At 74.3% G+C, this 20330-nt stretch carries 17 protein-coding genes, 1 tRNA gene and 1 pseudogene; 10 read left to right on the forward strand and 9 right to left on the reverse strand.

Annotated features, from left to right (window positions below):
- The first annotated feature begins 29 nt into the window (after positions 1-29).
- Entirely contained in the window at positions 30-737 is a 708-nt protein-coding gene (locus AB0G74_RS03830) for a Crp/Fnr family transcriptional regulator (RefSeq protein WP_361140240.1), read from the forward strand.
- A gap of 3 nt (positions 738-740) precedes the next feature.
- On the opposite strand, the gene AB0G74_RS03835 is transcribed toward AB0G74_RS03830, so the two are convergent.
- A complete protein-coding gene (locus AB0G74_RS03835) occupies positions 741-1358 on the reverse strand; it encodes a Pycsar system effector family protein (RefSeq protein ID WP_361140243.1) in 618 nt (205 codons plus the stop codon).
- A gap of 323 nt (positions 1359-1681) precedes the next feature.
- Here AB0G74_RS03835 and AB0G74_RS03840 point away from each other — a divergent pair, with 323 nt between their 5' ends.
- The 4 genes from AB0G74_RS03840 to AB0G74_RS03855 are packed head-to-tail and all read left to right on the forward strand — an operon-like array spanning position 1682 to position 8056.
- Positions 1682-2506, forward strand: a complete 825-nt coding sequence (locus AB0G74_RS03840; RefSeq protein WP_361140246.1) for a hypothetical protein — start codon at positions 1682-1684, stop codon at positions 2504-2506.
- Between the two features lie 45 nt (positions 2507-2551).
- The gene (locus AB0G74_RS03845) at positions 2552-5035 is read left to right on the forward strand and encodes a hypothetical protein (RefSeq protein ID WP_361140249.1); all 2484 of its coding nucleotides are present in this window, start codon (positions 2552-2554) and stop codon (positions 5033-5035) included.
- A gap of 5 nt (positions 5036-5040) precedes the next feature.
- Entirely contained in the window at positions 5041-6714 is a 1674-nt protein-coding gene (locus AB0G74_RS03850) for a hypothetical protein (protein ID WP_361140252.1), read from the forward strand.
- Positions 6704-8056, forward strand: coding sequence for a DUF4407 domain-containing protein (locus AB0G74_RS03855; RefSeq protein WP_361140255.1), 1353 nt, complete (start codon positions 6704-6706; stop codon positions 8054-8056). Before AB0G74_RS03850 ends, AB0G74_RS03855 begins: the two co-directional genes overlap by 11 nt.
- A gap of 446 nt (positions 8057-8502) precedes the next feature.
- Here AB0G74_RS03855 and AB0G74_RS03860 read toward each other — a convergent pair whose 3' ends face one another.
- The 7 genes and pseudogenes from AB0G74_RS03860 to AB0G74_RS03890 all read right to left on the reverse strand — a co-directional run bounded on the left by AB0G74_RS03860 (position 8503) and on the right by AB0G74_RS03890 (position 16639).
- Positions 8503-9249 carry a PAS domain-containing protein gene (locus AB0G74_RS03860; RefSeq protein ID WP_361140261.1) on the reverse strand — a complete coding sequence of 249 codons (747 nt, stop codon included), beginning with the start codon at positions 9247-9249 and terminating at the stop codon, positions 8503-8505.
- Positions 9246-10376 carry a pyridoxal-phosphate dependent enzyme gene (locus AB0G74_RS03865; protein ID WP_361140264.1) on the reverse strand — a complete coding sequence of 377 codons (1131 nt, stop codon included), beginning with the start codon at positions 10374-10376 and terminating at the stop codon, positions 9246-9248. Before AB0G74_RS03865 ends, AB0G74_RS03860 begins: the two co-directional genes overlap by 4 nt.
- A 297-nt stretch (positions 10377-10673) precedes the next feature.
- Positions 10674-11750, reverse strand: coding sequence for a BTAD domain-containing putative transcriptional regulator (locus tag AB0G74_RS03870; protein ID WP_361140267.1), 1077 nt, complete (start codon positions 11748-11750; stop codon positions 10674-10676).
- A gap of 223 nt (positions 11751-11973) precedes the next feature.
- Entirely contained in the window at positions 11974-13014 is a 1041-nt protein-coding gene (selD, locus tag AB0G74_RS03875; RefSeq protein WP_361140270.1) for a selenide, water dikinase SelD, read from the reverse strand.
- Positions 13011-14789 (reverse strand): SelB C-terminal domain-containing protein, encoded by a 1779-nt coding sequence (locus tag AB0G74_RS03880; protein ID WP_361140273.1) that lies wholly within the window; start codon positions 14787-14789, stop codon positions 13011-13013. The genes selD and AB0G74_RS03880 overlap by 4 nt, the downstream gene beginning before the upstream one ends.
- A gap of 314 nt (positions 14790-15103) precedes the next feature.
- A pseudogene (selA, locus tag AB0G74_RS03885) lies at positions 15104-16489 on the reverse strand (L-seryl-tRNA(Sec) selenium transferase); the annotation flags it as partial.
- Between the two features lie 57 nt (positions 16490-16546).
- Positions 16547-16639, reverse strand: a tRNA-Sec gene (locus AB0G74_RS03890).
- A gap of 384 nt (positions 16640-17023) precedes the next feature.
- Between AB0G74_RS03890 and AB0G74_RS03895 the strand changes: the two genes are divergently transcribed.
- The 5 genes from AB0G74_RS03895 to AB0G74_RS03915 all read left to right on the forward strand — a co-directional run bounded on the left by AB0G74_RS03895 (position 17024) and on the right by AB0G74_RS03915 (position 19719).
- Positions 17024-17725 (forward strand): hypothetical protein, encoded by a 702-nt coding sequence (locus AB0G74_RS03895; protein WP_361140276.1) that lies wholly within the window; start codon positions 17024-17026, stop codon positions 17723-17725.
- A gap of 3 nt (positions 17726-17728) precedes the next feature.
- Entirely contained in the window at positions 17729-18262 is a 534-nt protein-coding gene (locus tag AB0G74_RS03900) for a hypothetical protein (RefSeq protein ID WP_361140279.1), read from the forward strand.
- Positions 18262-18777, forward strand: a complete 516-nt coding sequence (locus AB0G74_RS03905; protein ID WP_361140282.1) for a hypothetical protein — start codon at positions 18262-18264, stop codon at positions 18775-18777. Before AB0G74_RS03900 ends, AB0G74_RS03905 begins: the two co-directional genes overlap by 1 nt.
- Before the next feature lie 153 nt (positions 18778-18930).
- Positions 18931-19137: a hypothetical protein gene (locus AB0G74_RS03910; protein ID WP_361140285.1), complete on the forward strand. Its 207-nt coding sequence runs from the start codon at positions 18931-18933 to the stop codon at positions 19135-19137.
- Positions 19138-19191: 54 nt separating this feature from the next.
- Positions 19192-19719, forward strand: a complete 528-nt coding sequence (locus AB0G74_RS03915) for a hypothetical protein (protein WP_361140288.1) — start codon at positions 19192-19194, stop codon at positions 19717-19719.
- Between the two features lie 96 nt (positions 19720-19815).
- On the opposite strand, the gene AB0G74_RS03920 is transcribed toward AB0G74_RS03915, so the two are convergent.
- Complete coding sequence (locus AB0G74_RS03920) at positions 19816-20259, reverse strand: hypothetical protein (protein ID WP_361140291.1); 444 nt, start codon at positions 20257-20259, stop codon at positions 19816-19818.
- Positions 20260-20330 lie beyond the last annotated feature (71 nt).

A 20330-nucleotide genomic window follows, 5' to 3' on the forward strand; every position in this document is an offset into this window, starting at 1 on the left:
GGCCCCTGTCGTCGATCGGAGGGATCGGGATGGCGTACGGCTCCGGGGACTGGCCCGGGCGGAGTCTGCTGGGGGTGGTGTCCGGGGACGCGCGGCGGGAGTTGATGGGGTTGGGGGTCGCCGCGCGGTTCCGGGCCGGGGAGGTCGTGTTGCGGGAGGGGGACCGGGACCGGCATGTCGTGGTGTTGTTGTCCGGGTTCGCGAAGGTGACCGCGCGGGTGGAGAACGGGGAGGAGTCGCTGCTCGCGGTGCGGGTCGGTGGGGAGACCGTCGGGGAGATGGCCGCCATGGACGGGGCTCCCCGGTCGGCGACCGTGACCGCCTGCGGGGTGGTGGAGGCGCGGGTGGTGTCGTCGGCGGTGTTGCACGCGCTGCTGGTGCGGCGGCCCGAGGTGCATCTGGCGTTGACCGGGATCGTCGCGGGGCGGCTGCGGTGGGCGAACCGGCGGCGGCTGGACTTCCGGGGGTATCCGGCGAAGGTGCGGCTGGCGCGGTTGCTGGTGGAGCTGGCGACGTCGTACGGGCACCCCGTGAACGGCGGGGGTGGTGGGGTGGTGCTGGGCTGCCGGCTGACGCAGCCGGAGCTGGCGGCCCTCACCGGGGCCGCCGAGACCACCGTGCACAAGGGGTTGCGGGAGTTGCGGGAGGACGGGCTGCTGGAGACCGGGTACGGGTCGACGGTGATCCGGGATCTGGGGCGGCTGCGGGAGATCGGGGATCTGGCGCCCGACGGGTGAGGGTCAGGTGAGGACGGGGCGGAGCACCATCAGGGTGCCCGCGCAGCCGCCCATCACCGAGGTGCAGATCACGGTCGCCGTCACCCAGCGGAATTTGCGGACGGCGACCTGGGAGAGGAAGCGGATCGTCTGGGAGAGTTCCAGCCGTTCCGGGCCGGGGGGCTCCTCGTCGTCGTGGGCGGGCAGGATGTCGGGGCCCGAGGTGAGATGGACGAAGCTGTAGCGGTTGGTGTTCGTGGGGCGGAGCAGCCGGGGGCGGAGGATCGCCGCGAGGCAGCCCGCTCCGGTGGCCATCGCGGCGACGAAGACGACCAGCAGCGTCCCCGCGATCAGTCCCCTGGCGCCGCCGTCGGCCGCCGCACGCAGGGCGGGGGCGCTCCAGGCGCCCGCCGTGCCGACGAGGGCGGCCTGGGCGGCGGCGAGGATGCCCGCCTTGGTGTCGGCGTGCTGGTGCGTGGTGTGGAGGGCGGTGAACATCAGTTGGGCGGGGCGGCTCCCGTGGCCGTTTTCGGGGCGGCTCTCGGGGCGGCTCTCGTAGCGGTTGTCGGGGCGGCTTCCGGAGGGGGTGTCGGGGCGCGTGGGGACGGTGGCGGGGGCGGTCGGGGGCGTGACGGGTAACATCCGGCTCCTCCTGGTCGGTGGGGACCCGTTTAGTAGGCCCGAACTCCGGGCGCACGACCTGGGATTTCTGCGGGATTCGGGGAATCGGGGCCGGGGCCCGCGGCGTACTCGCCCGTAACCCGTCGTACGGCCGGTACTTTGCGCATCTTTCCGCATCCCGTACTTCGACGGGGTTCACGGGCCGAGGGACGTGTACGACTGCTCTTACCGGCGCCCGTATGTCGGGGGAAATCGGGGGTGCGGGCGCCGGGTCGTACCGGAGCCGTGCCCCGGACCACCGTCCCCGGGGTGCGGCTCCACTCACGCCAACGGGGAGTTCGAGCATGGGAACGTTCGGTCGCAGGCTGCTGCTGGCCGTCGACGCCAAGGGTTACGGCCGGGTCGACGTGGTGACCCAGCGGCAGTTCCAGGAGGCCATCTCGCGGCTGCTGGCCGAGGCCGCCGCGGCGGCGGGTCTCGCGCGGGAGCGGTGGGAGACGCAGATCGGCGGGGACTCCGTCTTCGCCGTACTGCCCGAGGGGGCTTCCGAGCCCGATCTCGTGGACACCTTCATGCGCCGTCTGGACGCCGGGCTGCGGGAGTTCAACCGCAACCGGGTGCGCGAGGCGTGGCTGCGGCTGCGGGCCGCGGTGCATTTCGGTACGGCGCGGGCGGCCGCCAACGGGTTCGAGGGGCGGGCCCCGGTCGAGATCGGCCGGATGCTCGACAGCGGGCCGCTGCGGAGCGCGCTGGCCTCGGCGCCGGACGCCTGTCTGGCGCTGGCGGTCTCCTCGACCGTCTTCAACGACATGATCGGCGAGGCGTACACGACCATCAGGGCCGGGGACTTCCGTGAGGTCCCGGTGGTGGAGAAGGAGTACGCGGGGCGGATCTGGATCTGGGTTCCGGGGTACGACTCCCGGGCCCTCGACCTCGGTCCCGCCGCCGGGGAGGGGCGAGTCGCCGGGGACGGGCGGGCCGCCGGGGACGGGCGGGCCGCCGGGGGCGGGCCGGCTGCCGCGGAGGGGGCGCGGGGCCGAGACGGTGGTGAATCTCCCGGCGCGCGCCCCCCTGGTGCGCCGACTGCTCCCAGGGATCAGGTGGTTCAGGCATTCACCGGAACCGTCCATGCCCAGGGTGCCGTCTTCGGGATCTCGAATCGACCGTGAGCGACTGCCTTGAACGTACGTGGGACACCTGAGAGACCGAGCGACGTGAGAGACCGAGCACAGAGCACAGAACCGGACGAACGGCCCGAGCGGAACGGGGCGAAGGACGTGGCGGAGGCGGCGGACGCGGCGGAGACCGGGAGCCCGGAGCGCCCGCCGGAGAACCCCGAGTCGGTGATATCCGCCGACGCCGACGAGGGGTCCGGCTCCCCGCCCGAGCCCGAGCCGCCGGAACCGCCCGAGCCCCCGGAGCCGCCCGACGGGTCCGGTCCCGCCGAGCCCCCGGAACCGTCCGGTCCGTCCGAGCCGCCCGGCAGGGCCGCCGGGCACGACCGGCTCGCCGAGCCCCCTGAGACCGCCGGGACAGCCGGGACCACCGGGAGCCCTGAGTCCGCCGGGTCCGCCGGGTCAGCCGGAACAGCCGCGGTCGAATCGCCCGGTGAGTCCGGGAAGCGCGAGCAGGTCCAGCACAACAACGTCAACCAGTACTTCTACGGAGAGCTGAACGCCTCCCGCGCCCTCTTCGGCATCACCAGCGCCGACCCCGACAACGCCCGCCGCCGGGCCGTCGGCCGGCTGGGCGCCCGCGAGGCGGACGCGATCATCGCCCCGTACGTGGAACCCTCCGCATGCTTCGACGAGGCGGCGGGCGCCCTGGAACGCGACGGGGTCGTGGTCGTCTTCGGGCCGCCCGGTTCGGGCAAGCGGTCCGGTGCCGTGAAGCTCGTCTCCGGGGTCGCCGAACGCGCCGACCTGGTGGTCCTCTCCCCCAGCCGCAGCTTGGAAGATCTCGCGAGCGGCCGGGTCCCCTTCGATCCGGGGGTCGGCTACGTCCTGCTGGACTGGACGGGCGAGTCCGCCGGGTCCGACACCCCGACGGCCCGGAACACCAGCAACGGCAACGGCGGCAACAGCGCGGACTTCGACTGGCGGCGGGTCCGGGACGCGGTCCGTGAGCACGGCGCCCATCTGGTGGTCACCACCGTCCGGAGCCCGGGCGGTGTGGAGGCCGTACGGCATGTGGAGTGGCGGGAGCCCGAACTGCCCGCAGTGGTCAGGGTCCGGCTGGCGCGGGCCGGGTGTGCCGAGGAGACCGTGGCGACGGCCGTCGAGCTGATGCCCGGGGGCTGCCGGGTCGCCGAGGTCGCCGAGGCGGCCGACCGGATCGCCGGGGGCGCGCCGCCCGCCGAGGTGTGGCCGGAGTACGGCAGCGGCGCGGCGCAGCCCGTACGGGACTGGTTCGCGGCGGACCGCACCCCGCAGGAGTGGGCGGAGATCACGGCCCTGGCGTTCGTCACCGGGGCCGGTTACCGCGACTTCGAGACCTGTCAGGTGCTGCTGGAGGCCCGGCTGGCGGCTGCCTTCCCGGCGCCGGTGACGGAGGAGGAGCAGGCGGAGGCCGCCCGGCGGGCCGCCGACCGCCGCCAGTCGCTGGGCCGGAACGCGCTGGTGCACGTACGGCGGCGGAAGCAGGGCGCGCTGACCCGTACGGCCCTGGTCTTCCCGCAGGCGTCCTACCGGTCCTGGGTGCTGGAGGAGTTGTGGGCGCTGCGGGCGACGCCGTACTGGGACGGGGTACGGGGGTGGCTGACGGACCTCGTGTCGGCCGGGCCGGGTCCGGCGCTCCAGCTCTCGGTCGCGCAGGGGCTCGCCCTGCTCACCCGGCCCGCCTTCGAGGAGGTCGCCGAGAGCTATCTGCGGCCCTGGGCGGCCGGGGCGGCGGGCCCGGGGGGCCGGACGACGGCCGCGCTGGTGCTCCAGTGCATGTGTCTGGACGAGAGTCTGGCGGTGACGGCGCTGGGCATCGCCCGGGACTGGGCCGGTTCGGGCGACACCACGACACGTTCCACGGCCGCCGCGGCCTTCAGCGGGGCCCTGGGAGTCCGGTTCCCCACGGACGCGGTGACGATTCTGCTGCGGCTGGCGCAGCAGCGGTCACCGGTACTCGCCGCGAGCGCCATGCTGGCGACGGCCGGTCTCGTCGCGATCCAGACGGAGTGCGGGGAGGACACCGGCGCCGTGCTGCGGCCGCTGGCGTTCCGGCTCCGCGACCCGGGCCGGAAGCTCTCGTGGGAGAAGCGGACGGCCGTACTGACGACCGTACTGACCGTACTGCGCGCCCGGGACACCCGTACCGGGCGGATGGTCTGCGCCCGGGTCCTGGAGCGGGAGCCCCGCCGCACCGAAGTCCTCGGGGAGCTGTGGGCGCGGGTGCTTCAGCACCGGCCCCACCGGGGCGACGCGCTGCGGGCGCTCGCCGCCGTACTGCGGGATCTGCCCGCCGTCGCGGCCGAGCCGGGCAAGGCGGCAGACCGGTTCGGCCGGGCCGTGGGGACGGCCCTCGGCCCGGGTGAGCGGACCCGGCTCGTCACGGCCCTGACCCGGGCCGCCACCGGAACCGGTACGGGGACCGGCACCCGCTCCGGGCCCGGCCCCGGCACGGGGCCCGCCTCCGGCACCGGCACCGGCGATCCGGCCGCCGAAGTGATCGACACCTTTCTCACCGCCGTATTGAGCACGGAGGAATGACAGGCATGGCGAAGAACTACCCGCTCGTCCTGCAGCGGGAGTACGGCTCACCGGAGAAGCGGGGCGGCTTTCTGCGGCGCCGGGCGACCCGGAACGAAGACGGACTGCCCCCGATCGCCGCCCACCACGTGCGGGTCTTCCGGGTCGGCGAGGAGTACGTCACCGACCACGGGCTGCTGCGCGCCGACGACCCGGTGGTGCTCGGCGCCGCGTCCGTCACCGTCGTCGATCTGCGGGTCGAGACGCCCGTGACGGTCGAGACCCGCGTCCCGTCGGCCGGGACCGCCGAGTTCACGGTCAGGGCCGTGTTCAGCTGTACGGTGACCGACCCGTGCGCCGTAGTACGCGACGGGGTCACCGATGCCGAGGCGCTGCTCACGGCCCATCTGCGGGAGGTGCCCGGACTCACCGAGGACGGCCGGGACCTGCCGGTCGACGCCTCGGCCGTACTGCGGGCCAGGATCGACGCCCGGCTGACCGCGTACCACGAGATGCGCCCGGCCGTGGTCTCCGGGATGCGGGTACGGCGCAGCCTCGTCCAGGTCTTCTCGCCGGAGGAGATGACGGCGCTCACCGCCGACATGGAACGGGCCCGGCTGGAGCAGGAACGCGATCTCCAGCGGGAGGAGCTGGACCAGGAAGCCGCCCTCAAACGGGAGGAGCGCAAGGCCAAATTGCAGCTGAAGCGGGAGGAGCTGCGGCGGCTCCAGGCCGATCTGGAGGAGGAGAACCGCCGGGACGAGGAGCTGGACAAGGAGCGCAACCGGCAGGGCCTCGACACCCTGCGTACCCGCTACGAGCGGATCGTCGGCTCCGACGCCCAGGAGCACGAACTGATCCTCAAGGCGCGCGGCAACCGGGCCGCCAGGGCCGAACTGGCCGAGGACGTCCGGCTGATCGACTCCGATCCGGCGGCGGCGGACTTCCTGGCCTGGCAGCAGGGCGACATCAGCGCCGACGAGCTGGCCGGGCGGCTGCGGCAGGCCGAGAAGGAGCGGGCCGAGCGGCGGGACGACGGCATCCGGCTCGACCGGGAGGAGCTGCGGCGCCGGGACGAACTCGACCGCGAGGAACGGCGGTTCGGCGTCGAGCGGGATGTCCGCCGCGAGGAGCTGGACCGGGCAGAACGGCGGGAGGAGGCCGCGGCCCTGCGGCAGGAGGAGCAGCGGCAGTGGAATCTGGACCGCGAGGACCGGGTACTGCGCCGCCAGGAGGACCGCGCGGACGCGGCCGAGCTGCGGCAGGACCGCAGCACCTGGGCCAGGGAGCAGCTCGCGACCCGGGCTGATGTGTTCCGGCGCGCCATCGACCGGGGGCTCTTCGACTCGGTGCACGACGCGGACGCCTTCATCAACAGCCTCGGTGACGTCCCCTACGACCAGTCCCCGGCGGCGGGCGGCGACTGGACCGCCGAGGAGCGGGCCACGGGCGGACGGCCGGTGGACGGGCGGACCGTGGAGGGCCGGTCCATGAGCGGCCGGTCCGTGGAGGGGCGGGAGACGACCGCCGCCGAACCGAAGGGCGAGCTGGACCAAGGGGCCGTCCGGCGGCCCGCCGATCCGGAGCGGACGGCCCCCGGCCCGAAGGGCCCCGGCCCCGGCTCCGGCTCCGGCTCCATGGACGAACCGGATGACGACGGCTGGGACCTCGCGAACCAGGAGGCACACCTTGGCGACTGACACCCCGCTGCGCCCCGTGGCCGACGGGGACTTCGACGACGGCCGGGGCCCCGAACTGCCCGCGCCGCCCGATCCCGGCCACGGGGCCCGGCTGCGCCGGCTGATCGGCGTGGACGAGCCCCTGCTGGACTGGGTGCCGGAGGAGCGCACCCGCTACACCTGGTACGGCGCGCTGGTGGTCAATACGGCCCTGTTCGGCGCGGTCTCGATGGCCCTGGCCCTCGGCAGCTTCCGGTCTGATCTGCCCTGGGCGGCCGTCGCGCTGGTGGCCGTCATCTGGTTCTGGGCGATCCTGGCGCTGGACGCCTGGCTGGTGTCGAGTACCCATGGCACCGGCGTCAAGAAATGGACCTTGGCAGTCCGGTTCTTTCTGTCGGTACTGCTCGGACTCTTCATCGCCGAACCCATCCTCTTCCAGATCTTCGACAAGGAGATCCGGCAGGAGATCGCCGTCGGCAACGAGCGGAAGGTGGCCGACTACCGGGGCATGCTGGTCTCCTGCAACCCGACGGACGGCGCCGACACCACCCGGCGCGCCGAATGCGGCCCGTACCAGCTGAAAGTACCGGGCTCACCGGCCGAACTCACCCGGCAGATCGAGCAGACCACCAAACGGGCCGCGACCCTGCGGACCCAGGTCGACGGCCTGAACCGGACCCTCAAAGGCAAAATGGACACCGAGCAGCGGCTGTGCGGCCCCAAGTACTGGGTACGGCGCGGCGGCGGCCGGGACGTCTCCGTCACCTGCGAACGGGCCAGGGCCGCCACCTCGGCGTTCCCGAAGACCAGTCGGCTCGAGATGTACGAGGATGAACTGGCCGGGCTCGTCGTCGAAGCCCGCGACCTCGGCGCCCGCAAGGACCGGGCCGCCGACGACTACCAGCCCGCGCTCCAGCGGGCCGTCGACGCGAAGACCGATCGGCGGGCGGCGGACCTCGACACCGACGGCATCCTCACCCGCGCCCACGGCCTCAAGGAAGTCGCGGGCTCCGACGGCTTCGCCCTCTTCCTCACCGTCGTACTGCACCTGCTGCTGCTGGCGCTGGACGCGATGCCGGTCCTGGCGAAGGTACTCGGCGGCTCGACCACGTACGACACCCTGCTCGGCGCCCGGTACGCGGCGAGCCGCCGCAGGCACACCGAGGAACTCCAGGTCCAGCTCGTCTGCGCCCGGCTCGAACACGAGGTCCGCAGACACCGCTCGGAACAGGACGCGGCCGACCGCAAGGACCGCACCGAACGCGAATACCAGCAGGCCAGGTCGGAACGCGCGGCGGAGGAACGGGAGGAGCTGGACGCGCGTACGGAGCGGCTGCTGCGGGCGAGGGGGGTGGGCGTGTAGCGGGCCGACGCCCCGGAGGGCCTCGGCCCTCCAAGTGAGGCCCACGCCACCCGCCCAGCCGGGCCAGCCGGTCAGGCGACCGCGCGCCGTCGTGGGCCGTTCGCGCAGTTCCCCGCGCCCCTGGTTGCTTCTCCTGACGGCCTTCGGAAAGAGACGGGCCCTCCTACCAGAGGCTGCCCCTTGCAGGGGCGGCGCGGGGGAGAGCATTTAGGGGCGCGGGGAACTGCGCGACAAGCCACCGACCGCGCGCGGTCGCCCAAGTGGCTTGCCCGGCTGGGCGGGTGGCGTGGGCCTCACCCGGAGGGCCAAGGCGCTGGGGGTCCCCCCATTGCCGAAGGCATAGGGGGCGGAACTGCGCGAGCAACCCACGACGGTCCGCAGGCCGGGGAAAACCTGCGGGCGCCGGGCGCGCGGCCCCCGGGAAGCTCAGGCGCAGCCGGGAGGCGTCAAAGCGGGGGCGCGTCCAGGTCGTTGTAGATCGTGGAGCGGGAGACGCCGAGCAGCGCGGCGAGCGTCGATGTGGCGTGTTTGAGGTCGAGGTAGCCCTCGGCTCGCAGGGCGCGGACCAGTTCCCGGCGGGCCGTCGGGGGGAGTTCGCGGGGGGCGAGGCCGTGGTCGGCGGCCCGGCGTTCGGCGGCCGTTCTGAGGGTGTCGAGGGTCCGGGGCGCGAGTGTCTCCCGTACCGGCGCGTCGGCGCTGGTGGCGGTGAGGCGGTTGAGGGTGGTGGTGACCCGGTCGAGTACGGAGACGTCGAGGTTGAGGCAGAGGGCGCCGATGTAGTCGCCGTGCGCGTTGCGGATCCCGATGGAGGTGCTTTTCAGCGGGCGGCCGTCGGGGAGGTGGTTGGCGTAGTTCTGGACGACGTCGGGGAAGCCGGGGTCCGCCGCCCGGGCCAGGCCGAGTTCGGTGGCCGGGTCGCCGGGGGTACGGCCGGAGAGGGGGTTCTCGACGGTACGGATCGCGTGCTCCGGGTCGCGCAGATCGTGCAGGACGACCTCGCACAGGCCGGGGAACATCCGGCCGACGGCGGTCGCGATCTTCTCGGCCTCCCGCAGCAGATGCTCGTCGGCGACGGCCGTCGCGGGCGCGGGGGCCGTCGCGGGCGCAACGGCCGTCGTAGGCGCGGCGGCCGTCGGGGGTTCGGCGACCGGCGTAGGCGCGGCGGCCGTCGGGGGTTCGGGGGTACGGCTCATCCGGTGATCCTCGCCATCGCCGCGTCCGTCTTGAGGCCCGAGCCGGTGAGCAGGACGACCGTCGTCTGTCCGGGGGTGATCAGCCCCCGGCGGGCGAAGGCGGTGACCGCCGCCGCCGCTCCGGCGCTGGTGGGTTCCGCGTAGAGCCCCTTGCGGGCGAGTCCCCGTACGGCCTCCTCGATCGCGGGCTCGGGGATCGCGGCGAAGTCGCCGCCGGACGCGCGGACCGCGCGCAGGACTTCCGGCAGGCGGACGGGGTGCCTGATGGCGGTGCCCTCGGCGATCGTGGGGGCGGTGTCGACGGGGACTTCCGTCTCCGCTCCGGCGCGGAACGCCGCGTACAGCGGGGCGCAGTTGGCGGGCTGGGCGACCAGCAGCCGGGGCGGGCGGGCGATGCGTCCGGCGGCGTGGAGTTCGCCGAAGCCGAGGGCGCAGCCGAGTACGGTACTGCCCGCGCCCGCGACGGTGACCACGTTGTCCGGTGCGCGGAAGCCGAGGTCTTCCCAGATCTCGTAGGCGAGGGTCTTGGTGCCCTGGAGGAAGAAGGGGTGCCAGTTGTGGCTGGCGTAGACCGTGCCCGTCCCGGCCCGGCGCAGGGCCTCGGCGGCGGTGGCGTCGCGGTCGCCGGGGATCTCCTCGACTTCGGCGCCGTACGCCCGGGCCTGGAGGATCTTGGCGGGTGAGGTGTGGGCGGGGACGAGGATCCGGGCCCGGATCCCGGCGGCGGCGCAGTACGCGGCGACGGACGCGCCGCCGTTGCCGGAGCTGTCCTCGATGACCTCGGTGACGCCGTGGTGGGCGAGGAAGGAGATCATCAGGCTGGTGCCGCGGTCCTTGAAGCTGCCCGTGGGGTTGAACCACTCGGGTTTGAAGGCGACCGGTACGCCGTCCCATTCGCCGTCGAGCAGCGGGGTCGCGCCCTCGCCGAGGGTGACGGGGGCCAGTGGTACGGGGAACGCGGCCCGGTAGCGCCACAGGGACCGGCGGGTGGTGTCCACGTCGACGGGGGCGAGTCCGGGCAGCGGGCCGACCGTGAGCGGTGCGCCGTCGTCGCCGCGCCAGCGGTCGGGGCCGGTCAACGGGTAGGTGCGGCCCGAGCGTTCGTCGCGGTAGGTCGGAGCGGTCATGGTGGACAGAGTTTCCAGATCTGGAAGATCTGTCAAGGATGCGGAGCTTCGGGGGCCTGAGAAGCGCCTCGTCGGCGCGGGGCGCTCCCGGTTCGGGATCCGGAACGTGCCGCACTGTGCGCGGGGCGTTCCCGGTGGCCGGTCCCCCGTGGTCCGGCCGTCCTTCTCCGGGAACTCCGCGCCCCGTTCGGTCCGTGGTGGCTCCGCCCGGCCCGGCCGCGGGCAGGGGTGCCGCCGCCGGGAGGGGGAGCCGGGTTCCGGGGGCCTACGAGCCCCCGGCCGGTGACGTGACGGTCGTCACCGGCCGATCACCCGTCCCCTGGCCTGCTTGAGGATCTCCCCCGGCGCGATACCGAGGGACCGGTTGAGCCGGTTGCGCATGTGCTCGTAGACGTCGAGCGCCGCGACCCGCATCCCGGCCGCCGTGAGGGCGTCCATCAGCAGGGCGTGCGACGACTCGTTGAAGTGGTCCTCCTCGCAGGCGCGGCGGGCCGCGACGATGGCCTCCCTCGGCAGCCGGGCCTCCAGCGCCGCCCTGGCCAGGTCCTGGAGATGGCCGGTGTGCTCCAGCATCAGGGACTGCTGGGCCTGGTGGTCGACGCACTCCGGCGCCACGCCTTCCAGCAGCCTGCCGCGCCACAGGACGTGGGCCTGCTGGAGGTGGCGCAGTCGCCGCAGCGGGTCGGCGATCCGGCGGGACCGTTCGGCGGCGTGCCGGAAGCGGGCCAGGTCGGTGGGCATCTCCCCGCCGGTCAGGGCGTAGCCGGAGGGCTGGGTGACGACTCCGAGACCGCCGTCGGTGGCGTTCTGGAGCCAGGACCGCAGCCGGTGGGCGCCGGTGTGCAGGCACTGCCGGGCCTGGGCGGGTGTCCGGTCGGGCCAGAGCCGGGTGGCGAAGGTGTCGGCGTTGACCGGATGGGGGTGGGCCAGCGCCAGGCTGCCGAGCAGGGCGCGGACCACGGAGCCCGACGGCGCGGTCGAGCCGTCGGGGCCGATCAGTACCACGGGCCCGAGGATGCCGACGCTGTGGACGGAGCCGCCGCCTCCGCAGTCGGGGACGCCGGCCGGGTCGGTGGTGGCCGGGTCCGGGAGCGGGGCGGGGGCTGGGGTGTCGGCGGTGTGGCGTTCGGCGACGGTCGGCGGCGCGGGTGGCACGGCCGGTCCGGGCGCCCGGTGGAGGACGCCCGGGTCGTACGGCGCGGCCGAGGCGCCCCGTACGCCCGGCAGGCCGTCGGGCCGCCCCGGGTCCCGGGTCCCCGCGTCGCGCGGTGACCTGAGGCCGGGACGGGGGCCGGTCGCCGGTTCGTCGGTGACGGCCGGCCAACCGTGGCTCTGGTCGAGGAGCCCCGGGTCGATGGCACCGGCTCTCTGCATGATGGAACCCCGATTCGTCGTTGGTCGGATGGCACGTGGGCCCGGCGGCCGGTTCATGTCCCGGGCCGGGTCGGGCGGTTGGGCCCGCCCGGGCGGACGGCGGGCGCCGCCGGGAACGGCCCGGTTGGTCTCCGGTGGCTCCGGCCGGCCTCGCGGCCCCGGTACGCACCTTCGTACGTACCGGCCCCGGCTCGCTCGTCCGGCCCGGTCCACCAGTGACCCCCTAACGCAGCAGCACGGTGCTGCCCTCGTAGGGAAGGACCTCTCCGATGACGGGATGACCTGGCAGCTCTCCGGCCAAAAGGAGGCCGCCGGAGGTCTGTGCGTCGGCCAGCAGCAGCGTCGTCTCCTCGTCCGCCGCGCCCACGTCGGCGTGGGGCGCCACCCAGGCGAGGTTGCGGCGGCTGCCGCCGCTGATGTGGCCCGCGGCGGCGGCCCGGCGGGCCGCTTCGATGACCGGTACCCGCGCGGTGTCGATGGCGACGGTGACGCCGGAGGCGCGGGCCATCCGGTGGGCGTGGCCGAGGAGTCCGAAGCCGGTGACGTCGGTTCCGGCCCGGATCCCGGCGGCGAGCGCGGCGGTGGACGCGTCCCGGTTGAGGGTGGTCATCACCTCGATCGCCTCGGGGAAGACCTCGCCGGTCTTCTTGTGCAGGGTGTTGAGGACTCCGACGCCCAGCGGCTTGGTGAGGGTGAGGGGGGTGCCGGGTTCGGCCCGGTCGACGGTGATCAGCCGCTCCGGGTCGGCGGTCCCGGTGACGGCCATGCCGTACAGCGGTTCGGCCGCCTCGACGCTGTGGCCGCCCGCGACGGGGCAGCCCGCGGCCCGGGCGGCGTCGAGTCCGCCGCGGAGCACCTCGCGGGCGATCTCCAGCGGCAGCGTCTCGCGCGGCCAGGCCAGGAGGTTGATCGCCATCACCGGCGTACCGCCCATCGCGTACACGTCGGAGAGCGCGTTGGTGGCGGCGATCCGGCCCCAGGTGTGGGGGTCGTCGACGACGGGGGTGAAGAAGTCGGCGGTGGAGATCACGGCGAGGGACGGGCCGACCCGGACGACGGCCGCGTCGTCGCCGTGTTCGGGGCCGACGAGGAGCCGGGGGGCGAGCGGGGCACCCGAGGTGGAGGGGGCGGGGGACGAGAAAGGGGACGGCGCATCGGCCGCCGCGTCGGTCAGCCCGCTGAGTAAGGTCTCCAGTTCCCCGGGCGGGATCTTGCAGGCACAGCCGCCACCCCGCCCGTACTGGGTCATCCTCAAGCCGTTCACGTGCGTTTCTCCCTTGTGGGGCGCAAGGTGCGCAAGTCGTCCGGGCCGCGCCGGGTGATCCCGGCGCGGTCGAGGTGCTCGATAAGAGGGAGGGCAATACGGCGGGGTACGTTCCACCTGATCCGGGCCTCGGATACCGTGAACGGCCGTCCGGTCAGCGGTGCGAGGGCGCGGGCGGCGGATTCGGGGGTTCCGGCGGCGACGTAGACGGTCTCGGAGAGCCTGACCAGGCGGCCGGACTGGACGACCAGGGCCAGATCGCGGCGGCCGACGCCGAGAGCGATCAACTGGGCGGGGGTCGGCGCCTCGAACTCGCCTCGTGCGAGACCGGCTTCCAGGGTTTCGACCAGCCGTCGGGCGGCGGCCGGGAGGGGATCGGCGCGGTCGGCGGGGACGACCCGGCCCGCGCGCAGCACCCGCCCCTCCGGCAACAGGGGTGCCAGCAGGGCCCGGTCGGGCAGTCCGAGCCGCCGGACGAGTCCGTCCGCGTCGACGGGTTCGCCGTCGGCGGTGGCGGCGGTGACGGCGGCGGCGATCCGGGTCCGTTCGGCGGCGGCGACCAGCCAGTCGCCCGCGACGGGTTCGGCGGCCGCGCAGTCGACGCCCGCCCGGTGCAGGGTCCCGGTCCGGACGAAGCCGCGGGCGGCGGTCTCGTGGCCGAGGTCGGGGGTGCCGGGGTGGCCGGTCAGCGCGTCGGCCCGGCGCCCTCCGGCCCGGCGCGGCCCGACGTACGGCGGTACGGGGTCGAGGATGAGCGCGCTGCCGACGACGCGGCGGTGTTCGGTGACGACGGCCCGGTCGCCGATCCGCAGCGGCAGCGGCCGTTCGAGTACGAGCCGGGCGATGCCCCGGCCGAAGCGGCGGACGGCGGCCGGTACGGCGGCGGAGCCGAGGTGCACGGTCAGCCGGTTGGGGATCCGGCGCAGTACGGCCCCGGCGAGCCGGACGTCGGCGGTGTCGGTGAGGGCGTAGGTGCCCGGGGCGCAGAGCGCCGTACCGCGCAGTCCGCCGCGCGGGGGTTCGCCCCGGAGTTTGACGGCGACCCGGGCGGTCCCGGTGGAACGGTCGGTGTCCCGGCCGAGTTCCTGGACGCCCCGGACCGTCAAAGGCGCCTGGCCGGGACCGGTTTCGAGGACGTCGCCCCGGGCGATGGCGCCGTCCCGCAGGGTGCCGGTGACGACGAGGCCGTGGCCGGGGAGGGTGAAGGCGCGGTCGGCCCAGAGCCGTACCGGCGCCCCGGGGTCGGGTGCGGGGAGCCGGTCCCGGAGTCCGGCGACGGCGGTACGGAGCCGGTCCATGCCGTCGCCGGTACGGGCGCTGACCGCGACGGCGGGCAGCCCGGCGAGGCCGGTACCGGCGAGCGCGGCCCTCGTCCGCGCCAACGCGGGCGCCGGGTCGGCGAGATCGGTCCTGGTGACGACGAGGACTCCGTCGCGGACGCCGAGCGCGTCGAGCGCGGTGGCGTGCTCCTGGGACTGCGGCATCCAGCCGCCGTCGGCGGCGACGGCGAACAGGACGGCGGGCACGGGCCCGGCGCCCGCGAGCATCGTGCCGAGGAAACGTTCGTGCCCGGGTACGTCGACGAACGCGACCCGCTCGTCGGCGGCGGGCGGCGCGCCGGGCCCGGCGGGGATGTCCGTCCAGACGAAGCCGAGGTCGATGGTGAGGCCGCGCCGCCGCTCCTCCTCGGTACGGTCCGGCTCCATCCCGGTCAGGGCGCGCAGCAGCGTCGACTTGCCGTGGTCGACGTGGCCCGCGGTGACCACGACCATCATCGGGCGGCTCCGGCGGCCCGCTCGGCGGGCACCGGGGGCAGGGGCGCGTCCGGGTCCGGGTGGGGCGCGGGGGCGAGGGCGTCACCGGGATCGCGTACGGCACCGGCGGCGCCGTCGCCCGGCTCCGGCGGGGGTGTGTCACGCGGATGCCGTACGGCGGCGGGCGCTTCCGGGCCGGATCGACGGGCGGACGACTCGGCGGCGGGCGGCGCCCCGACGGCCCCCGCGGGTTCGGCGTCGGCGGCGTCGGCGGCGTCGGCGGGGTCGGCCGCGCCGACTGGAACCGGGCCGCCGTCCGCGTACCGCCCCCAGGCCGCGAGCACCGCCGCCGCCACCGTCTCGTCGTCCTCGTCCGGGACCGAGCGCAGATCGAGCAGGGCCCGGTCCTGGTGGACCCGGGCCAGGACGGGGGTCGTGCCGGTCCGGAGCAGGGGCGCCAGGCCCGCCGGAACGGTGAGCGCGGCGGACGGCAGGGTGACACCGGGCGCGCCGCCGCCGCCGACGACCGAATCCGACGCGCCGGTCCCGGCGTCGACCCCGGCCGCCCGCAGCCGCCGGGCCAGCGCGTCGGCGCGGGCGGCGAGTTCGGGCAGCGGCCGGGTCAGGGCGGTCGCCAGCGGGGTCGCGGGGCCGCGCAGGGTGGCCTCCAGGGCGGCCAGGGTCAGCTTCCCGGTCCGCAGGGCGCGGGCGAGGGGGTGGCGGCGGAGCCGGGCGACGAGTCCGGCGTCGCCCAGCAGGAGCCCCGCCTGGGGTCCGCCGAGTAGTTTGTCGCCGCTCGCGGTGACCAGGGCGGCGCCGTGGGCGATGGCCGTGGTGGCGTCGGGCTCGTCGGGGAGCAGTGGATGCGGGGCGAGGAGTCCGGAGCCGATGTCGACCACGAGGGGGCGGCCGAGGGCGGCGAGCGCGGCGACCGGCGGCGTACTGACATAGCCGGTCATCAGGAAGTTGGAGGGGTGGACCTGGAGCAGGAAGGCGGTGTCGTCGGTGATGGCGCGGGCGTAGTCGTCGACCGTGGTTCGATTGGTCGTACCAACTTCCCTGAGTCGCGCTCCGGTGCTCTCCAGCAGCTCCGGCAGCCGGAACCCGTCGCCGATCTCGACGAGTTCGCCCCGGCTGACCACGATCTCCCGGCCCGGGCCCGCGAGGGCGGTGGCGGCGAGGACGAGCGCGGCGGCGTTGTTGTTGACGACATGGACGTCACCGGCGGCCGGGACGGCGGCCCGCAGCGCGTCGAGGGCGCCCCGGCCGCGCGCTCCGCGCCGGTTGGCGCCGAGGTCGAGTTCCAGGTCGGAGCAGGCCGCGAGATGGGCGACCGCGTCGACGGCGGCCCGGGAGAGCGGGGCCCGGCCGAGGTTCGTATGGACCAGGACACCGGTGGCGTTGACCACCCGGCGGTGGCGGGTGGGCGCGGGCGGCAGCCGGGCGACGGCCTCGGCGATCGTCTCGTCGATCACCTCGGCGGCGGTACGGGGCGCGGGCCCCGGCGGGTCTCCGGCGGCCGTACGCGATCCGGTACGCGATCCCGTCCGCGGCCCCGATCCGGTATCCGGAACGTTCGCGTCCCGTAATGTCCGCTGGATGCCGCGGGCGGCCTCGCGGACCTCCGCCGTACCGAGGGCGGCGACCGCGGACCGCAGCCGCGGATCCTCCATGATCTCCCGGACCGACGGTATGCGCCCGGGGGCGCCGGACTTCCTCATGTCACTCCTGACGCGGACCCGGGCCGCAGGCGGCGGTATGCGGACGAACGGCTGGGACGGAGGTGGACGGGAGTCGAACCCGCTGACGCGTAAGGGACAACGTCCACCGGTTTTGAAGACCGGGACCGGCACCGGCCGGCGGACACCTCCGGACAAGATCTTCCAAGCCGGGCTCTGGTCTGTCAACGAACGCAAACATGGAAAACGCGCACGTCAGAGGGGTGTGAGCGGGCTGTAAGGGCAGGGTCAGACACCCGTCGGCCGCCGGCCAGGGACAGCCCATCCGGCGGCCAGATCCGGCCCAGCGCCACGGAAGTTCCGCAGGAGCCGCACGCCAGCGCCACGCAACGCACATCGCAACTCCTCCGCAGTGTGCGGCCAGTGATCAGCCAGAAGCCGGACAGAAGGGGTTTCTACGGTGTCTTCCGGGCGAGCCTCCCCGCCTGTCGACGGCCCCGTCGTGTCCGTCGGCGGCACGGGACGCGGCCCGCCCGCCCGCAGGCCGTACATCCACCACCGAGTCCTGGAGGTCTCATGCAGGCCACGACGCAGACCGCGAAGGCACTGGCGCCCAACGGGCGCTGGGTGTCCTTCGCCTGCCGCGCCCGTTCCGTGCAGGCGGACTGGTTCTGGCACTTCCGCCTCACCGGCCCGTCCCTGGGCGTCGGCGTCAGCATCACCGACCGCGGCTACCCGGCCGGGCTGATCGAGGTCCACAAGTCCCGGGTCGTCCAGCAGGTCACCTACGACGGCCGTCCGCTCCAGCTCCTCACCAACGCCGACGGCAGCGGCTGGCAGGGCATCTGGACCGGCCCCCACCACTGTCTGATCATGGAGTTCTCCGGCAGCAAGGTGGACGCGGGCGCGGTGACGCAGGTCCTGGACCGGCTCACCCTCTCCGACACCAGGGCCGGGCTCGTCGTCACGCCCCGCAGCCGGGACCTGAAGACCTGGAGCATGTACGGGGTCAAGTTCACCTCGGGCGGCTCGGTCACCATCTACCCCGCCGAGGACGCTACCGCCCTCGTCCCGGAGAGCAGCGGGAAGACCGTGGAGAAGGGCCAGGTCTGGGTGAAGACCATGGGCATCGCGGGCGTCACCCGGGGCCGCAAGTATCTGCACGCCGGACCCAAGGCGGTCTGCCTGGTGGACGACGACGCCTCCGCCGACATCGGCGTCTCCGGCGCCGACCAGGAGGAGCTGCTCAAGTCGCTCGACGTCCGCTGGGGGGCGTGACGGGTGCAGAGCCTGCTGTGGGCCCTTCTCGTCCTCGCCTGGACCGCGATCGCGTTCCTGGTCTTCGGCTACGCCGGGCTCGTCACCAAGATCCGCGCGCTGGAGGCGGGCGGCGGCTCGGCCGCGCCCGACGAGGGCGGCCGCCAGTGGCCGGACCTGGCCGCCCCGGACGCGGCGCACCGCACCTTCGCCCTGGTCCTCTCCTCCACCTGCCCCACCTGTGAGGAGGTCGCCCCCGCCTGGTCGGGGCTGCGGCGCGAACTCGGCGGCGCGGGGCACCGTACGGTCCTGATCGACATCGACAACTCGGGCCGCTGGAACGGCTCCGGCGCCGGGGAGATCCTGCCGGGCCCGGGGCTCTCCTCGCCGCTGCTGCTGGCGTACCAGCCCGCCCTGCTGGTCCTCGACGCGGACGGCGCGATGCTGTCGGCGGAGCCCGTGGGTTCGGCGGAATCCCTGGCCGCCCTCACCGAGGAGTACACCGGCGGCACCATCCGGCCGTCCACCACCTCCACCCTCACGACGGGAGTCGCGTGATGAGCAATGCCTTCCTCCAGTCCATTCCCGAGGTGACCGTCACCCCCACCTCGGGCGACATCCGCTCCACCTCGGCCGTCCCGGAGACGCCGCGTCCCGCGAAGACCGGCGGCTTCCAGCGCCGTACGTTCCTGCGGACCACGATGGCGGGCGCCGCGACGCTGGCCGTCACCGGGCTGAGCTGGGTCGGCGGCGGCTCCGCCTACGCCTTCAGCCGTACGTCGCGCCACCCGGCGCACTGCATGAGCGTCGACGTGCCTGGCGACACACCGTGTTGGGGCCGCCAGTACATCAGCTCCACGTACTGCGCCTCCGACGGCTACCACCGCACCGACACCGAGACCCACCAGTACTGGACCCGCAAATACAACTGGGAGGCGGCCTGCGGCGGATACGCGGGCTGGTACTGGCGGATGGCGAACGGCCGGACCGTGCACTGCTGGGACGGCTACTTCGAGGACATCAAGCTGGAGGGCTCGCGGACCCGCTTCACCACGAGCTGCAAGAGCGGCTGACCCACGGCCCGTCGGCCACCGGCGGACAGCCGCGGGCCGGCGGTCACCGGCAGCAGGTCACCGGCAGCAGGTCATCGGCCGCCGCGCGCACGTACGCACGCACGGGCGCGCGGCGGCCGGACGGCCCCCGCCCCAGGACCCCGAAGGACATGAATGGCGCTCGACTCCACCTCCGTCTCACGGCGCCCCAGTACCCCCGGAGCCTCCGCGCTCGTCGCCGGGGCGATCGGCCTGCTCCTCACGGCCGTCGCCGCGGCCGGGGCCGTCTGGACCCCCGCCGCCTCGCACGGAGTGCTCGCCGCGATCGCCGCCTGCGCGGTGGCCGTACTGGCGGGCTACTCCCTCTCCGGCTCCGTTTGAAGCCACAACTCAGCGGGTCTGCTGACCTCGCCGGTCTGGCGGGGAACAAAGAATGTGCAGTACTTCACGCGGGGCCTGTTCTTCGGCGGCTTCGCCACCGGGCTGCTTCTGCTGCTCCCGGCGGCGCTGACGCAGACGTTCGCGCCCGACGCGGTACGGACCGGCGCGCTGCTGGTCGCGGTCGTGGTCCTCCTCGGTATCGAGGTGGGGCTGCTGCCGTTCCGGATGCCGCAGAACGCCCGGCTGGTCCCCAGTGACATCGTCGTCCGCACGGACGGCAGCGGAGCGCTCCAGTTCGGCTTCGAGATGGGTACGGGTCTGCGGACCTTCGTACCCTCGCATCTGCCGTACGCGGCGATCGCGGTCCTCCTCTTCGCGGGACCGTGGTGGGCCACTCCGCTGGGCGGTCTCGCCTTCGCCCTGGGACGCGCGCTGATGGTGCGCTCCTCGGTCCGGTCGGGCGACGCCTCCGTATGGGACGCGGCCTTCGTCCGGCTGCGGATCCCGATCCTGCTGCTGCTGTGGGTGGTGGCGGGGGCGGCGGGCACCGTGGCGGTCCTGATCCGGCACGGGGTCCTGTAGGGCCTACGGCCGACCGCGTGAAGTGAGGCGCCCGTTCCCGGGGTTCCGGGGCCGGGCGCCTCGTTCGTGCCGTAGCCGCGTCGTGTCCGTCGTGATTCAGGCGTCGCGGGCCGTACGGTGCTCCAGGCGATGGCCCACGTACTGCATCGACGCGAACGACGCCACGATGGCGACACCCGCCAGCATGACCACCTTCCCGACCGTCGTCAGCGGCATCACGTCCGTCACCACCAGCACCAACAGCCCCAGTGCGCAGAGGCTGTTGAGGGCCCAGGTCGTGGTGGAGAGGGCCGGGACGATCCGGGGCCGGGTGCCTATCACCGCGAGAATCAGGGCGCCCACCAGCATCGCCGCGCCGAAGGAGACCGCCCAGGCGGTCGGCAGTCCCAGCGGCTCGTCCGCGAACAGCGCCCCGCCGAGCAGGGCCAGACCGAAGACGGCGGTACTGCACGCATCGCTGAGGACGACGATCCGGAAGAGGGAGAAACCCGGGAATCCGGTCGGACGGGTGGTGCCTGACACGGTGCTCACAGCGGTCATCGCGGCCTCCTGACGGCTCGTTCCGGGGTGCCACACCGTTGCATCACGTGGGTAAGGACTCAATGACCCGT

It is taken from the genome of Streptomyces sp. NPDC020875, from assembly GCF_040641415.1.
Classification (GTDB): Bacteria; Actinomycetota; Actinomycetes; order Streptomycetales; family Streptomycetaceae; genus Streptomyces.

Coding starts and splice junctions, on each gene's coding strand:
- AB0G74_RS03835 (WP_361140243.1), bottom strand. CDS start 1,358: ATGTTACCCGTCACGCCCCCGACCGCCCCCGCCACCGTCCCCACGCGC.
- AB0G74_RS03895 (WP_361140276.1), top strand. CDS start 17,024: ATGCAGGCCACGACGCAGACCGCGAAGGCACTGGCGCCCAACGGGCGC.
- AB0G74_RS03865 (WP_361140264.1), bottom strand. CDS start 10,376: ATGACCGCTCCGACCTACCGCGACGAACGCTCGGGCCGCACCTACCCG.
- AB0G74_RS03905 (WP_361140282.1), top strand. CDS start 18,262: ATGAGCAATGCCTTCCTCCAGTCCATTCCCGAGGTGACCGTCACCCCC.
- AB0G74_RS03920 (WP_361140291.1), bottom strand. CDS start 20,259: ATGACCGCTGTGAGCACCGTGTCAGGCACCACCCGTCCGACCGGATTC.
- AB0G74_RS03860 (WP_361140261.1), bottom strand. CDS start 9,249: ATGAGCCGTACCCCCGAACCCCCGACGGCCGCCGCGCCTACGCCGGTC.
- AB0G74_RS03830 (WP_361140240.1), top strand. CDS start 30: ATGGCGTACGGCTCCGGGGACTGGCCCGGGCGGAGTCTGCTGGGGGTG.
- AB0G74_RS03910 (WP_361140285.1), top strand. CDS start 18,931: ATGGCGCTCGACTCCACCTCCGTCTCACGGCGCCCCAGTACCCCCGGA.
- AB0G74_RS03850 (WP_361140252.1), top strand. CDS start 5,041: ATGGCGAAGAACTACCCGCTCGTCCTGCAGCGGGAGTACGGCTCACCG.
- AB0G74_RS03870 (WP_361140267.1), bottom strand. CDS start 11,750: ATGCAGAGAGCCGGTGCCATCGACCCGGGGCTCCTCGACCAGAGCCAC.
- AB0G74_RS03840 (WP_361140246.1), top strand. CDS start 1,682: ATGGGAACGTTCGGTCGCAGGCTGCTGCTGGCCGTCGACGCCAAGGGT.
- AB0G74_RS03880 (WP_361140273.1), bottom strand. CDS start 14,789: ATGATGGTCGTGGTCACCGCGGGCCACGTCGACCACGGCAAGTCGACG.